The organism is Streptomyces sp. NPDC002825 (genome assembly GCF_040295385.1).
In the GTDB taxonomy this organism is placed as follows: domain Bacteria; phylum Actinomycetota; class Actinomycetes; order Streptomycetales; family Streptomycetaceae; genus Streptomyces.
In genome coordinates, this window is record NZ_JBEOVH010000012.1 from 32,194 (window position 1) to 46,808 (window position 14,615).

The following is a 14,615-nucleotide window of genomic DNA, read 5'->3' on the forward strand; positions in this document are numbered from 1 at the left end:
CCGGGGGCCTGTCTGAACTGCTGTGCGCCTGACTCAGGCGCTCTCTCCCAGGTGTCGGTACAGCGTGGCTCGGGAGACTCCGAGGGCCTTGGCGATGGCACTGATGCTCTCTCCCTCGGCCTTCCTCGCACGGGCCACGGTCAGTACGTCCTCGTTCACCACAGACGGCCGGCCGCCGGTACGGCCCTGCGCCCTGGCCGCTTGCAGCCCGGCCCGTGTGCGGTCCTTGATGAGCGACCGTTCGAACTCCGCCATGGCCGCGATGATCTGGAAGAACAGCCGGCCGTCGGCCGATGTGGTGTCGACGGAGGAGAGTGCACCGTCGAGCACGCGGAAACCTATGCCGCGCTCGCGCAAGCCGTCGACGATGGACACGAGGTCGATGAGCGACCGGCCGAGCCGGTCAAGCTTCCACACGCACAGGACGTCGCCCGGTCCGCGGTGACCTGGCCGGAATTCTACAGAGCGCGGGAGGGCCCGCTGTAAGGCCCTCCGGTCGTGCAGCGGCGAGGTGGTCAGCTTTCGCTGTGTACCGCCGCCAAGTCGCGGACGCGTCGCTTGAAGTCCATCGGGATCAGGATTTGCACGCGGTCCTTCCCTTCCTGCCACATGCCGTCGTGCCCCTCGGGGGCCATGGCTTGCGCGGCCGTCATGGGCGGGAGCTCTTCCGAGTGGATGACCGCCTTGATGCCGGCTGCCCGGAGTTCCCTGCCCTTCTCGTGCTGGGTCGACAGCTTCGCCCAGCGTTCCCGGTAGGTCTCGCCCGTCGGGATCTTTTCCCAGTTGTCCGGGCGGGTGGGTTGGGCCATGAGTTGCTCGCGCCTCGCGTCCAGCCGCTTGTAAGTCTCCCGGTACTCCTGCTTGCCCAGCTCGCTGGAGTAGAGACCGGCTTCGCGGTCCTCCCGGAGTTCTGCCAGAGCGCGGGTGACCTCTTCGATGTCCCGTGTGAAGTCCACACCCGGGCGGAAGACCTTCCGCACGATCTCGACATCGCCGGCCGCGCGCAGGAAGACCTCCTCGACCGCTCCCTCCAGGACGTGCGCCGCGATGCCCTTGCTGCCTGTGGGGCACGGCTTGTGTGTGGTCCGCGAGGCGCACCGGTAGTACGGCCAGTTCCGCCCCGGGCCGAGGTACGCCGGTTCACCACAGGTGCAGAACGCGACCCTGAGAAGCGGAGAGCCGCCCTTCCTGTTGCCGTTGCGCTTGCTGGTGTTCTCGTCCAGCTTCTTGTTCGCCAGCTCCCACTCCTCTTGAGTGATCAGCGGCTCCGCCCGCTGGAGGGGGCGCCCTTCCGTGTCACGGACGACGCGGGTTCGCTTCGTCTTCTGGCCGTCAACGACGACTTCCTCCGTCACCTCCATCTGACCGAGAACGTTCAGGGAGCGCACCACCTTGGCTGTGTTCGCGGCGGTCCACCGGCCGCCCTTCGGGGGCTTGCCGTTCCTGATGAGCTGGGCATCTAGCGACACCGGGGTCTTGGTCGGGTCCTCGTTGAGCCACTGGGCGATGCTGTTCGCCGACTCGCCCTCGATGAGTCGGCGGACGATCTCGCGCAGCGTTCCAGCGGTGTCCGTTCCGTAGTCGTCCGGGACCAGCCGCCAACCGTCACCGGTGTCCTGCTTCTCCGCCCGGTAGCCGTACGGGATACGGCCACCCCGCCAGCGGCCTTCCTTCACCAGGTGGTTGTACGAGGACTTCGCCCGGGCCTTGATGGCTTCGAGCTCCCCTTCCGCGAAGGAGGCGATCAGGCCGAACAGCAGCTTGCCCATCTGCGTGTTCAGGTTGATCCCGTCCTCGACGGTGGCGACCTCCTTGCCGTGTTTCTCGCACCATTCCACGAGCGTGTGCACGTGGAGCACGCGCCGTGAGAGGCGGTCCAGCTTCAGCGCGCAGATGATGTCGTACTCGTCGGCCCGGGACTCATCCAGCGCGATCCGGTGCTCGATCGAGCTGACCTCCTTGCCGATCGTGGACGGCAGCCACTTGCCGAACTCCGGGCGCTTCCACGGCTCGACACCGCCAGATACGTCGATGTCCTCGACCCACCCGACGACGACGTGCCCTTCCTGGTCGGCCCATCGTTGAATCGATCGGCGCTGGCGCTCCGGCGATGTGGTCTCGTCCGACACCTTCGACAGGCGGACCACTCCCAGGACTCTTGCCACTTGCTCTCCCCATCCCCTGTGGTGCTTGGGGATCGACGCTAGGGCCCCGGCAGACGCGGCGTCAAAATAGACTGTTCGACACCGCCAATGTGTACGGGTGGGCGGAGAACAAGGGGCGTACGGAGTCGATCATCGGCTCCTGGTTCGCCAAGGGCGACGGGCGCCGTGACCGCACGGTCCTCGCCACCAAGGTCTACGGGAACATGGGCCCCGACGGCGAGGCCTGGCCCAACCACGACAAGCTCTCGGCGCTCAACATCCGCCGCGCGGTGGAGGCGAGCCTCAAGCGGCTCGGCACCGACCACATCGACGTCTACCAGTTCCACCACGTCGACCGCGCCACTCCCTTCGAGGAGATCTGGCAGGCCGTCGACGTCCTCATCCAGCAGGGCAAGGTGCTCTACGCGGGCTCCTCGAACTTCCCCGGCTACAAGATCGCCCAGGCCAACGAGGCCGCCGCCCGGCGCGGCTCGGTCGGGCTCGTCAGCGAGCAGTGCCTCTACAACCTCTTCGAGCGGCGCGCCGAGATGGAGGTGATCCCGGCCGCGCAGGAGTACGGCCTGGGCGTCATCCCCTGGTCGCCGCTGCACGGCGGTCTGCTCGGCGGTGTCCTGAAGAAGGAGACCGAGGGCAAGCGGCGTACGGAGGGCCGCGCGGCGGCCACCCTGGCCGACCCGGCCGTACGGGCGCAGCTCCAGGCGTACGAGGACCTGCTCGACAAGCACGGCCTCCAGCCGGGCGAGACGGCGCTGGCCTGGCTGCTCACCCGTCCCGGTGTCACGGGCCCGATCGTCGGCCCCCGCACCCCGGACCAGCTGGCGGGCGCCCTGCGCGCCCTGGAGCTTGAGCTGGGCGAGGAGGTGCTGGCCGGCCTGGACGAGATCTTCCCGGGCCCGGGCCCGTCCCCGGAGGCCTTCGCCTGGTGATCTAGGGCGTTCCCAGCCAGCTCGTGGCGTCCAGGCGGAACGCCGTCTCCGGGGGGACGACGTTCCGCAGGGCCGCCTCCATGTCGCGGACGCGGTCCGTGCCGAGGGTGGCGGCCCACTCCGCGCGCAGGTCGTCGAAGATCGCGGCGGAGCGGGCCAGGGCGTCGTAGCCGCGCGGAGTGAGCCGGACGAGTTTGCGGCGCGCGTCGGCGGGGTCGTCGGCGCGCTCGGCGTAGCCGAGGGCGAGCAGCCGGTCGACGGTCTTGCCGGCGGCCTGCTTGGAGACGCCGAGGCGCCGGCCGATGTCGCTGGCGGTGGTGCCGTGGACGCCGATGGCCTGCATGGCGAAGCCGTGGGCCGGGCGCATGTCGGGGTGGCCCTCGTCGGCGAGGCGCGCGTGGAGCCGGTCGATGAGGGTGCGGAAGCCGCCGAAGAGGAGCAGGGGCAGCTCGTATCCGGGGGTGTCACGGGGCACCCCCTTGCCAGAATCGACAACCTGGTTTACGTTTTCTCCAGCGACATGGTCAACCATGTTGTCCATTCTAGTCAGGGGGAACCGTCTTGTCCGCACGCACCGACATGTCCGCCCGCACCGCCGCCGCCGTCGCGCTCCTCAAGGAGTCCCCGGAGACCCTCGACGGCTTCCTCACGCTCAGTGCGATCTTCGAGTCCACCACCCTCGACCCGCACTCCCGCGAGACCGTCATCCTGACCGTCGCCGAACGCAACCAGTGCCACCTCTGCGTCGACATGCACGAGGCGAAGATGGCCGCCCTCGGCCCGGCCCCCGACGCCGAACGCCTCGCCGCCGTGCGGACGTTCACCCTCCGCGTCCTCGCCTCCTCCGGCGCCGTCGGCGACGAGGACCTCGCCGCCTTCGAGAAGGCCGGCTACACCCGCCGCAACGCCCTGGAGGTCGTCCTCGGCGTCGGCACGTACACCGTGTCCACCTTCGCCAACCGTCTCACCCGCGCCGCCTGACCGGTCAGACGGCGTACGGGCCGCCCAGGCCCCACGCCTGGTGCATCGCGTCGGCGAACGCCCCCGCCAGCTTGCGCTCGCCGCTCGGGCCGGGGTGCGTCCCGTCGTACGTGTCCACCCGGAGGTCGTACGACTCCGGAACCGTCGCGAGCAGCAGCGGCGAGGCCGCCGAGTCCAGGTCGGCGACCGCCTTCGCCAGGAGCTCGTTGAAGCGGGCGCACTCGGCGGCGAAGGCGGCGTCGTACCCGGCGCGCACGTTCGGGATGACCGGCAGGAGAACGGCCCGGACGCGCGGGTTCGCATCCCGCGCCGCCGCCACGAACGCCCGGACGTTCTCCTCCGTCTGGTCGCTGTTGGTGTAGAAGCCCAGGTCGATCAGGCCCAGGGAGATCAGCAGGACGTCCGCCCCCGTCGCCGCGACCGTCTCGCCGATCACCGGCGCCATGTGCAGCCAGCCCTCGCCCCACCCGGCCAGATGACGCCGGGCGGCGGCGGGGAACGCCGGATCGGGGTACGCCTCCGAGGCCGGGGCGTCGGCGGCGGGGTCGTACAGACCGGAGCGCGGGCCGACGATCTCGTACCCGCCGGGAAGCGTCGCCTCCAGGTGCTCCCACATGCGGTAACGCCAGGTCCAGTCGCCGGCGCGTCCGATGGTCATGCTGTCGCCGACGAACAGAAAACGCATGGTCACATCATCGCGGACCGTGTCCCGGAGCTGCGACGTGATCCGGGACACGGGAGCGCGTCCTGGTCCGGGAACGGGAGCGCGACCTGATCCGGGAAACGGTCCGCGATGACGCGATCCGGGACACGGGCGCGCTCACCGCGTCAGGAAACCGCCGACCGTCGCCGCGACCCACTCCGCGTCGTCGTGCCACGGGAAGTGCCCCGCCCCCGCCAGAACCGCGAGTTCGGCCTTCGGGAACAGACCCGCGTACGCGCCGGCCGTCGGCTCCGGCGTGTTCGCGTCGCCCTCCCCGGCCACGACGAGCACCGGACGGTCGAACTCCGCGAACACCGCGCGCGTGGCCTCCGGTTCGAAGGCGCCCTCACTGCCGTAGACCCCCGCGGCCTCCCCGTTCCGCTGCCGCACCATGGCCGCGTTCCGCTCCCGCGCCGCCTCGTCCCAGGTCCCGTGGAAGAACGGCGCGACCGCCTTGAAGGTCTCCGCCGAACCGCGGCCCGCCGCCAGCTCCTCCAGCGCCGCGTACGCCTCCGCGAACCACGGCTCCCGCTCCCGCCACGGCTGCCGCGCCGCCGCGAGCCGCTCCTCCCCGGTCGTGTCGAGCCCGACGGCGGCCGTGCCCGGGGTCAGCAGGACGAGCCGGGCCACCCGCTCCGGATACCGGGCCGTGTACAGCGCCGCCAGGTTGGCGCCCGCCGAGTGCCCCAGCAGGTCGACGGTGTCGAGCCCGAGGTGCACCCGCAGCGCCTCCACGTCCTCGACGAGCCGGTCGCAGCGGTACGAGGCCGGGTCCTCCGGCACCCCGGACGCACCCGTACCCCGCAGGTCGAGACGGATCAGCGTCCGGTGGGCGTCGAGCCCACCCAGCTCCCCGAGATAGACGGAGTCCTGCATGGGGCCGCCGGGCAGACAGATCAGCGGGTCGCCGGAACCGGACGCGTGGTACGCGAGCAGGGTCCCGTCGGGAGCGGAGAACGTAGGCATGGGCGCGACCATGACAGCGGCTTCGGAGCAGGTCAAGCAGGTTTCCGTGCCGTCGTGGCAGGCTTGATCCATGCGATCTGCTCTCTGCGCCCTCGGCGCGGCCGCTGCCCTGGCGCTGCTCCCGGCCGGCCTCGCCCGTGCCGAAGGGCAGGAACCCGACCGGGACTTCACGATCGAGGACTCCCGGATCACCGAGTCCAGCGGCCTCGCCGCGAGCCGCGCCCACCCCGGGATCTACTGGACGCACAACGACCAGGACGCGCCCCTGATCTACGGCATCGACTCCCGTACGGGAGAGACCGTCGCGACCCTGACCATGGCCGGCGTCGGCACCCCCCGCGACATGGAGGCGATCGCCGTCGGCCCGGACGGCGACCTCTACGTCGGCGACATCGGCGACAACCGCGACGGCTCCTGGGACCACGTCTGGATCTACCGCTTCCCCGAGCCGAAGGAACTGAAGGACCAGACGGTCCACGCCCGGCAGTACGTCGTGAAGTACGCCGACGGGCCCCGCAACGCCGAGGCCCTGATGGTCCATCCGAAGACCGGCCGGGTGTACATCGCGAGCAAGAAGGAGGACGGCGGCGGCCTGTACGCGGGTCCCGAGCACCTCTCCGCGTCCGGCACGAACGTCTTCCGGCGCGTCGGCGAGGTCCCCTGGGTGACGGACGGCGCGTTCTCCCCGGACGGCGACCGGCTCGTCCTGCGCGGCTACTTCAGCGCCAAGGAGTACAGGTGGAAGGACGGCCGCCTCGCCGACGAGGGCACGGCGGTCGGCGCCCCCTTCCAGGGGCAGGCCGAGTCGGTGACGTACACGACCGACGGCTCGGCCTTCATGTTCGGCACGGAGGGCAGGAACAGCCGGGTGGTGCGGGTGGACCGCGCCTCCGGAAACCCCACGGCAAGCCCGACGCGGGCACCGGCCGGGACGCCGAAGCCCCCGGCAGCGGCCGGCGAGAACGACCAGGGAAGCGGAAGCGCCACCACCGGCTTCCTCGTCCTGGCAGGAGCGACCGTCCTCGTCGTGGGCGTCAAACGCCTGCTCCGCAAGGGATAGACAAGCCGAAGGGCCCGGCATCGACGATGCCGGGCCCTCCCAGGCCTCCTACGGCCGTACGGTTCAGAGCTTCCCGATGACGTGGTCGATGCAGGCCGTCAGGGCGCGCACGTCCGCCGGGTCGATCGCCGGGAACATCGCGATGCGCAGCTGGTTGCGGCCCAGCTTGCGGTACGGCTCGGTGTCCACGATGCCGTTGGCGCGCAGCACCTTCGCGACCGCCGCCGCGTCGACGTCGTCGGAGAAGTCGATCGTGCCGATGACCTGCGAGCGCTTCGCCGCGTCCGTCACGAACGGGGAGGCGTACTTGGACTCCTCGGCCCAGGTGTACAGCGCGTCCGAGGACTCCTTCGTCCGGGCCACGGCCCAGTCCAGACCGCCCTGGCCGTTGATCCACTTCAGCTGCTCGTTGAGCAGGAAGAGGGTCGAGAGCGCCGGGGTGTTGTACGTCTGGTTCTTCAGCGAGTTGTCGATCGCGGTCGGCAGCGAGAAGAACTCGGGGACGTGGCGGCCGGACGCGTGGATCTTCTGCGCCCGCTCCAGGGCGGCCGGGGAGAAGGCCGCGAGCCACAGGCCGCCCTCGGCGGCGAAGGACTTCTGCGGGGCGAAGTAGTAGACGTCCGTCTCGGTGATGTCGACCGGGAGGCCGCCCGCGCCGGAGGTCGCGTCGACCAGGACGAGCGCGCCCTCGTCGGCACCCGCGACCCGCTTGATCGGGGCGGCGACACCGGTGGAGGTCTCGTTGTGCGTGTACGCGTAGACGTCGACGCCCGCCTCGGCCACCGGCTCCGGGTGCGTGCCCGGGTCGGAGGAGATCACGGTCGGCTCGGCAAGCCAGGGAGCCAGCTTGGCGGCCTTCGCGAACTTGGAGGAGAACTCGCCGAAGGTGAGGTGCTGCGACTTGTTCTCGATGAGGCCGTGGGTCGCGACGTCCCAGAAGGCGGTGGAGCCGCCGTTGCCCAGGATCACCTCGTAGCCCTCGGGCAGCGAGAAGAGGTCGGAGATGCCGGCACGTACCTCGCCGACCAGGTTCTTGACCGGAGCCTGGCGGTGGGACGTGCCGAGGAGGGAGGTGCCGGTGGCGGCCAGGGCGTCCAGCGCCTCCGTACGCACCTTGGAGGGGCCCGCGCCGAAACGGCCGTCGGCGGGCTTGATGTCAGCGGGAATCTGGATCTCAGCCACGAGGCGGAGAGTATCGGGTCGGGGCGGGGCCGGTCGCCGGATGTCCGCCCGATGAGACGAGGACTGAGACATCCTGGGTTGGTGGGAAGACACCAGGAACACGCGTCCGGACTGGCCTCCGACCTGCGCGCGGCGGTCGCGGGAGACGTCGACTTCTCCGTCACCGCGAGGGCCCTGGCGACGATGGACGCCTCCAACTACCGCCGCGTTCCGGCCGGTACGGTCGCCCCGCGCGACGCCGCCGACGTCGCCGCCGTCCTGGAGGTGTGCCGGGCGCACGGCACCACGCCCGTCGTCGCGCGGGGCGCCGGGACCTCGATCGGAGGCCAGGCGACGGGCACCGGCGTCGTGCTCGACCTCACACGGCACATGGGCGGCATCGTCTCGCTCGACCCCTCGGAGCGCACGGCGGTCGTCCAGCCGGGCCTCGTCCTGGACCGGCTGCGGGCGGCGGCCCGCCCGTACGGCCTGACCTTCGGCCCCGACCCGTCCACGCACAGCCGCTGCACCCTCGGCGGCATGATCGGCAACAACGCGTGCGGGGCGCACTCGGTCGCCTGGGGGACCACGGCGGACAACGTGCGCTCCCTCGAAGTGGTGACGTACCGAGGCGACGGATTGACACTGGGCCCCGGCGGCCGGGGCGCCCCACCAGACCTCCTGAACCTCGTGGACCGCCATCTGGCCCTCCTCCGCACCGGCTACCCACCGGGCCTGCCGCGCCGCATCTCCGGCTACGCCCTGGACGCACTGCTCCCCGAGCGAGGGGTGGACGTGGCCCGTTCCTTCTGCGGCAGCGAAGGCACGCTGGGCGTACTGACGCAGGCGACGGTCTCCCTGGTCCCGCTCCCCACGGATCCGGTCCTGGTGGTCCTGGGATACGCCGACGAGAGTGCGGCGGCGGAAGCGGCGGCCGGCCTCCTCCCCTACGGCCCCCTCACCGTCGAAGGCATGGCGGCCGACCTGGTCCGCGGGGCGTCCGGGCTCCCCCGTGGCGGGGCCTGGCTGTTCTGCGAGGTCGACGGAGCGTCGGCCGCCGCGCGACTGGTGAAGGCGGCGGACGCCGTGGACGCGACCGTCGTACGGGAGGCGGCCGGCCGGCGGGCGCTGTGGCAGATCCGGGAGGACGCGGCCGGGACGGCGACGCGGATGCCTGGGGGCACCTCCCGGACGGAGTCCGGGGGAGGGGCCGAGGCCTGGCCCGGCTGGGAGGACTGCGCGGTCCCGCCACCCCGGCTCGGCGCGTACCTCCGGGAGTTCCGCGCGCTCCTCACCGACTTCGGCCTCAGGAGAACCCCGTACGGGCACTTCGGCGACGGCTGCGTGCACGTCCGCATCGACTTCGACCTGTGGACGGGGAAGGGCGTACGGGACTTCCGCCGCTTCTCGGAGGCGGTCGCCGACCTGGTGGTCGCCCACGGAGGCTCGCTCTCCGGGGAGCACGGGGACGGGCAGGCGAGGGCCGAGCTGCTGCCGAGGATGTACGGCCAGGAGCTGGTCGACCTCTTCGGCGCGGTCAAGGACGTATGGGACCCGGACGGCGCCCTCAACCCGGGGATCCTGGTCAGGCCGCGCCCCCTGGACGAGGGCCTCCGCTTCGAGGGCCTGCCGGTCGTGGGCCTGGGGAGGTCGGCCGCCCGCTGCGTGGGAGTGGCGAAGTGCCGGGTGGAAGGCCCGAGCACGGGCCCGGGCGTGATGTGTCCCTCGTACCGGGCGACGGGGGAGGAGCGGCACTCCACCCGCGGCCGGGCGCGGCTGCTGCACGAGATGGCGCTGGGCGAGGTGATCACCGACGGCTGGCGTTCGGAGGAGGTCAGGGAGGCGCTCGACCTGTGCCTGTCGTGCAAGGGGTGCCGCAGCGACTGCCCGGTGGGCGTCGACATGGCGGCGTACAAGGCGGAGTTCCTGGACCGGCACTACGCGCGCCGGCCGTTCGCGCGACCGCGCTCGCACTGGACGATGGGCCGGCTGCCGGGCTGGCTGGCGCACTTCGGGCGGGGCCTGAACGCGGCGATGCGGCTGCCGTTCGCGGCGCGGCTCGCGGGGGTGACGCCGGAGCGGACGATGCCGAGGGTGGCGGAAAGGCCCTTCGCGTACTGGTTCGCCCAACGGGCCTCGACCCGGGCACCCTCCCTCACGCTGTGGCCGGACACGTTCACGAACCACCTGGCGCCCGAGGTGGGCGAGGCGGCGGTCCGGGTCCTGGAGGACGCGGGCCTGGGGGTGGAGCTGCCGCCGGGAAGGGTCTGCTGCGGCCTGACGTACGTGTCGACGGGCCAGCTGGGAGCGGCGCGAAAGGTGATGACACGAACGCTGGACGTGATGGCGGACGTGAACGGAGCGGTCGTCGTCCTGGAACCCTCCTGCGCGGCGACCCTCCGCACCGACCTGCCGGACCTGCTGCCGGACGACCCGCGCGCGGCGCGCCTGGCGGCCTCGGTCCGCACCTTCGCGGAGGCCCTGGAGGAGCTGGCCCCCGACTGGACCCCGCCGCGCCTGGACCGCCGGGTCACCGGCCAGACCCACTGCCACCAGCACGCGGTCCTGGGCGACGCGGCGGACCGCAGGCTGCGGGAACGGGCGGGCCTGACGGGCGAGTTGGCGGGCGGCTGCTGCGGCCTTGCGGGCAACTTCGGCTTCGAGCCGGGTCATTACGAGGTCTCGGTGGCGTGCGCGGAGGACCAGCTGCTCCCGGCCCTGCGGACGGCCGGGGAAGCGACGGTCCTGGCGGACGGCTTCTCGTGCAGGACACAGATCGGGGACCTGACGGACTTCCGGGGCCGGCATCTGGCGGAGGTGCTGGCGGAGGGGATCGACAGCGGACGAAGAGCTTCCGAATCTTGACGCCGACCTCGGGTGCGGTGCGGCCCGACCGGCCGGTGCGGCGCGACCGGCGGCCCCGTGGCGCCCGCCCGGTGCCGCCCGCCCGGCCCGGCCTGCCTAGAGTGCGGGGATGAGTGCTTCCCCCGCCTCCTGTTCCTGCTGCGGTGAGCCGCTCGTCGACGAGCGGCGGATCGACGTTCGTTTCGGGCTGCCCGACGTCGCCTTCGAGCTGCCCGAGGAGGCGCGGCGGTCTCCCGGGCCGAGTGCGCTCCTCGCGCTCGACGGGGCCGGGTTCTTCGTGCGGTGTCTGCTGCCGGTGCGGCTCACCGGGGACACCGAACTCGTCCTCGGCGCCTGGATGGAGGTGGACGAGGAGACCTTCCGGCACGCCGCCGCCGTCTGAGACGACGACGCCGCCTACCCGGAGCTCACCGTGCGCGGACGCCTCGCGAACAAGGTGAAGCCGTGGGGCGCCGGGGTCCTGGGCGCCGAGATGACGGGGCGGATCTCCGACCCCGAGGAGTTGCCGTACCTCGTGGAGGGGCACGAGCCGGTGGCCGTAAGCCTCCTGAGCGAGGTCTGGGATCGCGACCACGTCCTCGCCCGCTTCCCCCACCCCCTGCCGGTCCCCGTGCGGACCGATCTCGACGACGGGTGGCGGGTGGAGCGTACGGCGGGGTTCTCCGCCCGGTTCGAGAACGGCGCCGACCAGTTCGCGGCGGCGGACCGCAGCGTCGCCGTGGGGCTCTTCCAGGACACCGAACCGGGCCGTGACGCCGAGGACTTCCTCGCCGCGCTCCTCGCAGGGGCCCCCGAGGCGGGGGAGGGGCAGCAGCACACCGAGCGCCTGCCGGGCGGCGGGGTGCGGCACGCCTTCTGGTTCACGCCCCAGGACACGGGCCGGACGCGGCACGAGTTCCACGCGTACGCGGTGGAGCCCGGCGGTTCGGCGGCGGGGCTGTTCTGCTCGTACGAGGACGCGGAACAGCACGCCTGGGCCCGGCACGTCTGGCGTTCCCTGCGGCGGGAGGCCGTGGCCCAGGTGGTCAGCCCCCGCTGACGATCTCCCGCGCCATCGCCACCAGCGCCTCCGTCGCCGGGTGCGGGAAGGCGTCCCGCCACGCCAGGACCACCGGCAGCGGCGGGGCGTCCGGGAGGGGCCGGTAGGCGACGCCCGGGTGCGGGTGCAGGGCGGCCGTGGAGGCGGAGGAGACCCCGATGCCCCGGCCGGCGGCGATCGCGGTGAGCCAGTCGTCGGTGTTGGCGACCGTCAGGGTGGCGGCCGGGCGGGCGGTGGCCGGCCAGAGGGACAGCGTGGTCGTGCCCGACACGGTGTTGAGGACGACGGTCTCTCCGGTGAGGTCGGCGAGGGCGAGCCGGGGACGGTCCGCGAGCGGGTGGTCGGCGGGCAGGGCGGCCACGCGGTCTTCCGTGGCGAGCTCCTCCGTGACCAGGCCGGGGGCGTCCACCGGGCCCCTGAGCAGAGCCGCGTCGACCTCGCCCCGGGCGAGCCCGGCGGTGCGGTCGTCGATGCGGAGCAGTTCGAGCGGGGTCTCGGGATGAGCCCGCTGCCAGCGCCGCAGCAGCGGGGTGGTGTACGGGCCGAAGGCCGACCAGGCGTGTCCGAGCCGCAGCGGCCGGTGGCGCAGCCGAGCGGGGTCGACGGCCGCGTCGAAGGCGGCGAGGGCGGCGGCCGCCCGGTCCTGGAAGGCGCGGCCTTCGGCGGTGAGGGCCAGGTGGTGGGTGGAGCGGTCGACGAGCCGGGCGCCGAGGTGCTGCTCCAGGGCGGCGAGGGTGCGGGAGACGGCGGGCTGGGTGAGGTGGAGCCGGGCGGCCGCCCTGGTGAGGCTGGATTCCTCGGCGATGGCGAGGAAGCAGCGGAGGTGGCGTAGCTCGATGCTCATGCGTCCGGAGCATAACCGCAGCGCAATTGGCATTTCCGGTGCCGCGCGAGGGCTCGTAGCGTGGTGGGTGACGGGGGAGGGGAATTACCGGCTGCGGCCGCGACGGGGGTGCACTATTCTGGACTGAGGGTCCAGCCCATTGAACTAACTGCGCAAGCGGATGAGGAGCCCCGGTGGACAGTCCGGTCAAGGAAGCGACACCGGCGCCGGTCTCGGCACCGGTCTCGACCGGGACCTCATCCCCGGTCTCGGCCCCGCAGGCAGAAGCGGCCCGCTCTTCCGCAGCCGCCACCAGCCACCGGCTCGGCCCCGTCGCCCTCGTGGTGGCCGGCGGGCTCTCCGTGCAGTTCGGCTCGGCGGTCGCCGTCCTGCTGATGCCCCGCGCGGGAGCGCTCGGGGTCGTCACGCTCCGGCTCGTGCTCGCCGCCGCCGTGCTGCTGATCGTGTGCCGGCCGAAGGTACGGGGTTACGGCCGGGGCGACTGGGGGACGATCGTCGCCTTCGGTACCGCCATGGCGGGCATGAACATCCTCTTCTACCAGGCCGCCGACCGGATTCCGCTGGGTGCGGCCGTGACCCTGGAGGTCCTCGGCCCGCTGATCCTCTCGGTCGTCGCCTCCCGTCGCCTCGTGAACCTCCTCTGGGCGGGGCTCGCGCTCGGCGGCGTCGTGCTCCTCGGGGGCGGCGGCTTCGACCGCCTCGAGCCGCTCGGCGCGGGCTTCGCGCTCGCGGCGGGCGCGATGTGGGCGGCGTACATCGTGTTCAGCGCGCGCACGGGTCGCAGGTTCCCGCAGGCGGACGGCCTGGCGCTCGCGATGGCCTTCGGTGCGGTGCTCAGTCTGCCGCTCGGGATCGCGGAGGCGGGCGACAAGCTCCTCGTACCGTCGACCATCGGTCTGGGCCTCGCGGTCGCGCTGATGTCCTCGGTCCTCCCGTACACGCTGGAACTGCTCGCGCTGCGCCGCCTGCCCGCGCCCACGTTCGCGATCCTGATGAGCCTGGAACCGGCCATCGCGGCGGCGGCCGGCTTCCTCGTCCTGAGCCAGGCCCTGTCCGCGACGGACGCGCTGGCGATCGCCCTGGTCATCGGGGCGAGCATGGGGGCGGTCCGCACGCAGTCCCGAAGGGCGCGCCAGGAGGGGTGAGGTTCCCGGGCCGGTTCCATGACGAGCCGGACCCGGCCGTGGCCGGCCCCCTAAGCTCCGCCCGTGATCGCCGACCTCCAGTGCATCGTCCTCGACTGCCCCGAGCCCCGCGCACTCGCCGCCTTCTACCGGGCGGTGCTCGGCGGGGACGTCGACCGGCCCGACCCCCGCTGGTCCCTCGGCGAGTCCTGGTCCACGCTCCACGCGCCCGGCGGGCTCGTCCTCTGCTTCCAGGGCGTCGCCGACCACCGCCCGCCGACGTGGCCGGGCCCGGAGCGCCCCCAGCAGTCCCACCTCGACTTCGGGGTGCCCGACCTGGACGCGGCCCAGGAGCAGGTCCTCGCGCAGGGCGCGAAGCTCCTCGACGACGGCTCGGGCACGCGGAGCTGGCGGGTCTACGCGGACCCGGCGGGCCACCCGTTCTGCCTCGTCAGGCACCGACCTGCCGGGGCGGCCTGACCCGATCCCTTCGATCCTTGGCCACCGGGCTGTTTCCCGGGCGGGCGGCCGCTCCCGATCATGGACTCGTTCTCGGACGTTGTCAGTCGTACGAAGAGGGGGAGCCGACCATGGCCCTGGAGATGCGTGACCGCTGCGAGCGCTGTGAGACGGCGACCCTGACGGCGGACGGGCCCGCCCGGATCTGTTCGTACGAGTGCAGCTACTGCGTGCCCTGCGCCGACGCCATGAACGACGTCTGCCCCAACTGCGGCGGCGAGCTCGTCCCCCGCCCGCGCCGGGCCGTCGCCTAGGCCGGCCC

16 protein-coding genes are annotated in these 14,615 nt (G+C 72.4%); 9 read left to right on the plus strand and 7 right to left on the minus strand.

Going from position 1 to position 14,615, the window contains the following annotated elements:
• Positions 1 to 33 precede the first annotated feature (33 nt).
• Positions 34 to 609, minus strand: a complete 576-nt coding sequence (locus ABT041_RS17465; protein WP_351184910.1) for a recombinase family protein — start codon at positions 607 to 609, stop codon at positions 34 to 36.
• Positions 516 to 2,165, minus strand: a complete 1,650-nt coding sequence (locus ABT041_RS17470) for a recombinase family protein (protein ID WP_351184913.1) — start codon at positions 2,163 to 2,165, stop codon at positions 516 to 518. Before ABT041_RS17470 ends, ABT041_RS17465 begins: the two co-directional genes overlap by 94 nt.
• 71 nt (positions 2,166 to 2,236) lie before the next feature.
• On the opposite strand from ABT041_RS17470, the gene ABT041_RS17475 reads away from it, so the two are divergent.
• Complete coding sequence (locus tag ABT041_RS17475; protein WP_351185357.1) at positions 2,237 to 3,091, plus strand: aldo/keto reductase; 855 nt, start codon at positions 2,237 to 2,239, stop codon at positions 3,089 to 3,091.
• 1 nt (position 3,092) lies between these two features.
• On the opposite strand, the gene ABT041_RS17480 is transcribed toward ABT041_RS17475, so the two are convergent.
• Entirely contained in the window at positions 3,093 to 3,623 is a 531-nt protein-coding gene (locus tag ABT041_RS17480; RefSeq protein ID WP_351184916.1) for a MarR family winged helix-turn-helix transcriptional regulator, read from the minus strand.
• A 47-nt stretch (positions 3,624 to 3,670) separates the two neighbouring features.
• Between ABT041_RS17480 and ABT041_RS17485 the strand changes: the two genes are divergently transcribed.
• Positions 3,671 to 4,072, plus strand: coding sequence for a carboxymuconolactone decarboxylase family protein (locus ABT041_RS17485; RefSeq protein WP_351185360.1), 402 nt, complete (start codon positions 3,671 to 3,673; stop codon positions 4,070 to 4,072).
• A 4-nt stretch (positions 4,073 to 4,076) separates the two neighbouring features.
• Here ABT041_RS17485 and ABT041_RS17490 read toward each other — a convergent pair whose 3' ends face one another.
• The gene (locus tag ABT041_RS17490) at positions 4,077 to 4,757 is read right to left on the minus strand and encodes a GDSL-type esterase/lipase family protein (protein WP_351184919.1); all 681 of its coding nucleotides are present in this window, start codon (positions 4,755 to 4,757) and stop codon (positions 4,077 to 4,079) included.
• Between the two features lie 135 nt (positions 4,758 to 4,892).
• Positions 4,893 to 5,741: an alpha/beta fold hydrolase gene (locus ABT041_RS17495; protein ID WP_351184921.1), complete on the minus strand. Its 849-nt coding sequence runs from the start codon at positions 5,739 to 5,741 to the stop codon at positions 4,893 to 4,895.
• 70 nt (positions 5,742 to 5,811) lie between these two features.
• Between ABT041_RS17495 and ABT041_RS17500 the strand changes: the two genes are divergently transcribed.
• Positions 5,812 to 6,801, plus strand: a complete 990-nt coding sequence (locus ABT041_RS17500; RefSeq protein ID WP_351184924.1) for an SdiA-regulated/phytase-like domain-containing protein — start codon at positions 5,812 to 5,814, stop codon at positions 6,799 to 6,801.
• Positions 6,802 to 6,864: 63 nt separating this feature from the next.
• Here ABT041_RS17500 and serC read toward each other — a convergent pair whose 3' ends face one another.
• Positions 6,865 to 7,983 (minus strand): phosphoserine transaminase, encoded by a 1,119-nt coding sequence (gene serC / locus ABT041_RS17505; protein WP_351184927.1) that lies wholly within the window; start codon positions 7,981 to 7,983, stop codon positions 6,865 to 6,867.
• Between the two features lie 51 nt (positions 7,984 to 8,034).
• Between serC and ABT041_RS17510 the strand changes: the two genes are divergently transcribed.
• From ABT041_RS17510 to ABT041_RS17520, 3 genes are all read left to right on the plus strand, one after another.
• Positions 8,035 to 10,827 carry an FAD-binding and (Fe-S)-binding domain-containing protein gene (locus ABT041_RS17510; RefSeq protein WP_351184930.1) on the plus strand — a complete coding sequence of 931 codons (2,793 nt, stop codon included), beginning with the start codon at positions 8,035 to 8,037 and terminating at the stop codon, positions 10,825 to 10,827.
• 109 nt (positions 10,828 to 10,936) lie between these two features.
• Positions 10,937 to 11,209: a DUF2199 domain-containing protein gene (locus ABT041_RS17515; protein WP_351184933.1), complete on the plus strand. Its 273-nt coding sequence runs from the start codon at positions 10,937 to 10,939 to the stop codon at positions 11,207 to 11,209.
• Positions 11,210 to 11,239: 30 nt separating this feature from the next.
• Complete coding sequence (locus tag ABT041_RS17520; protein WP_351184936.1) at positions 11,240 to 11,866, plus strand: hypothetical protein; 627 nt, start codon at positions 11,240 to 11,242, stop codon at positions 11,864 to 11,866.
• Here ABT041_RS17520 and ABT041_RS17525 read toward each other — a convergent pair.
• On the minus strand, positions 11,853 to 12,710 hold the full coding sequence (locus ABT041_RS17525; protein WP_351184939.1) for a LysR family transcriptional regulator: 858 nt from the start codon (positions 12,708 to 12,710) through the stop codon (positions 11,853 to 11,855). The genes ABT041_RS17520 and ABT041_RS17525 overlap by 14 nt on opposite strands.
• Positions 12,711 to 12,883: 173 nt before the next feature.
• On the opposite strand from ABT041_RS17525, the gene ABT041_RS17530 reads away from it, so the two are divergent.
• The 3 genes from ABT041_RS17530 to ABT041_RS17540 all read left to right on the plus strand — a co-directional run bounded on the left by ABT041_RS17530 (position 12,884) and on the right by ABT041_RS17540 (position 14,607).
• A complete protein-coding gene (locus tag ABT041_RS17530; protein WP_351184942.1) occupies positions 12,884 to 13,855 on the plus strand; it encodes an EamA family transporter in 972 nt (323 codons plus the stop codon).
• 63 nt (positions 13,856 to 13,918) lie between these two features.
• Positions 13,919 to 14,314, plus strand: coding sequence for a VOC family protein (locus tag ABT041_RS17535; protein WP_351184945.1), 396 nt, complete (start codon positions 13,919 to 13,921; stop codon positions 14,312 to 14,314).
• A 110-nt stretch (positions 14,315 to 14,424) separates the two neighbouring features.
• On the plus strand, positions 14,425 to 14,607 hold the full coding sequence (locus ABT041_RS17540; RefSeq protein WP_351184948.1) for a DUF1272 domain-containing protein: 183 nt from the start codon (positions 14,425 to 14,427) through the stop codon (positions 14,605 to 14,607).
• Positions 14,608 to 14,615 lie beyond the last annotated feature (8 nt).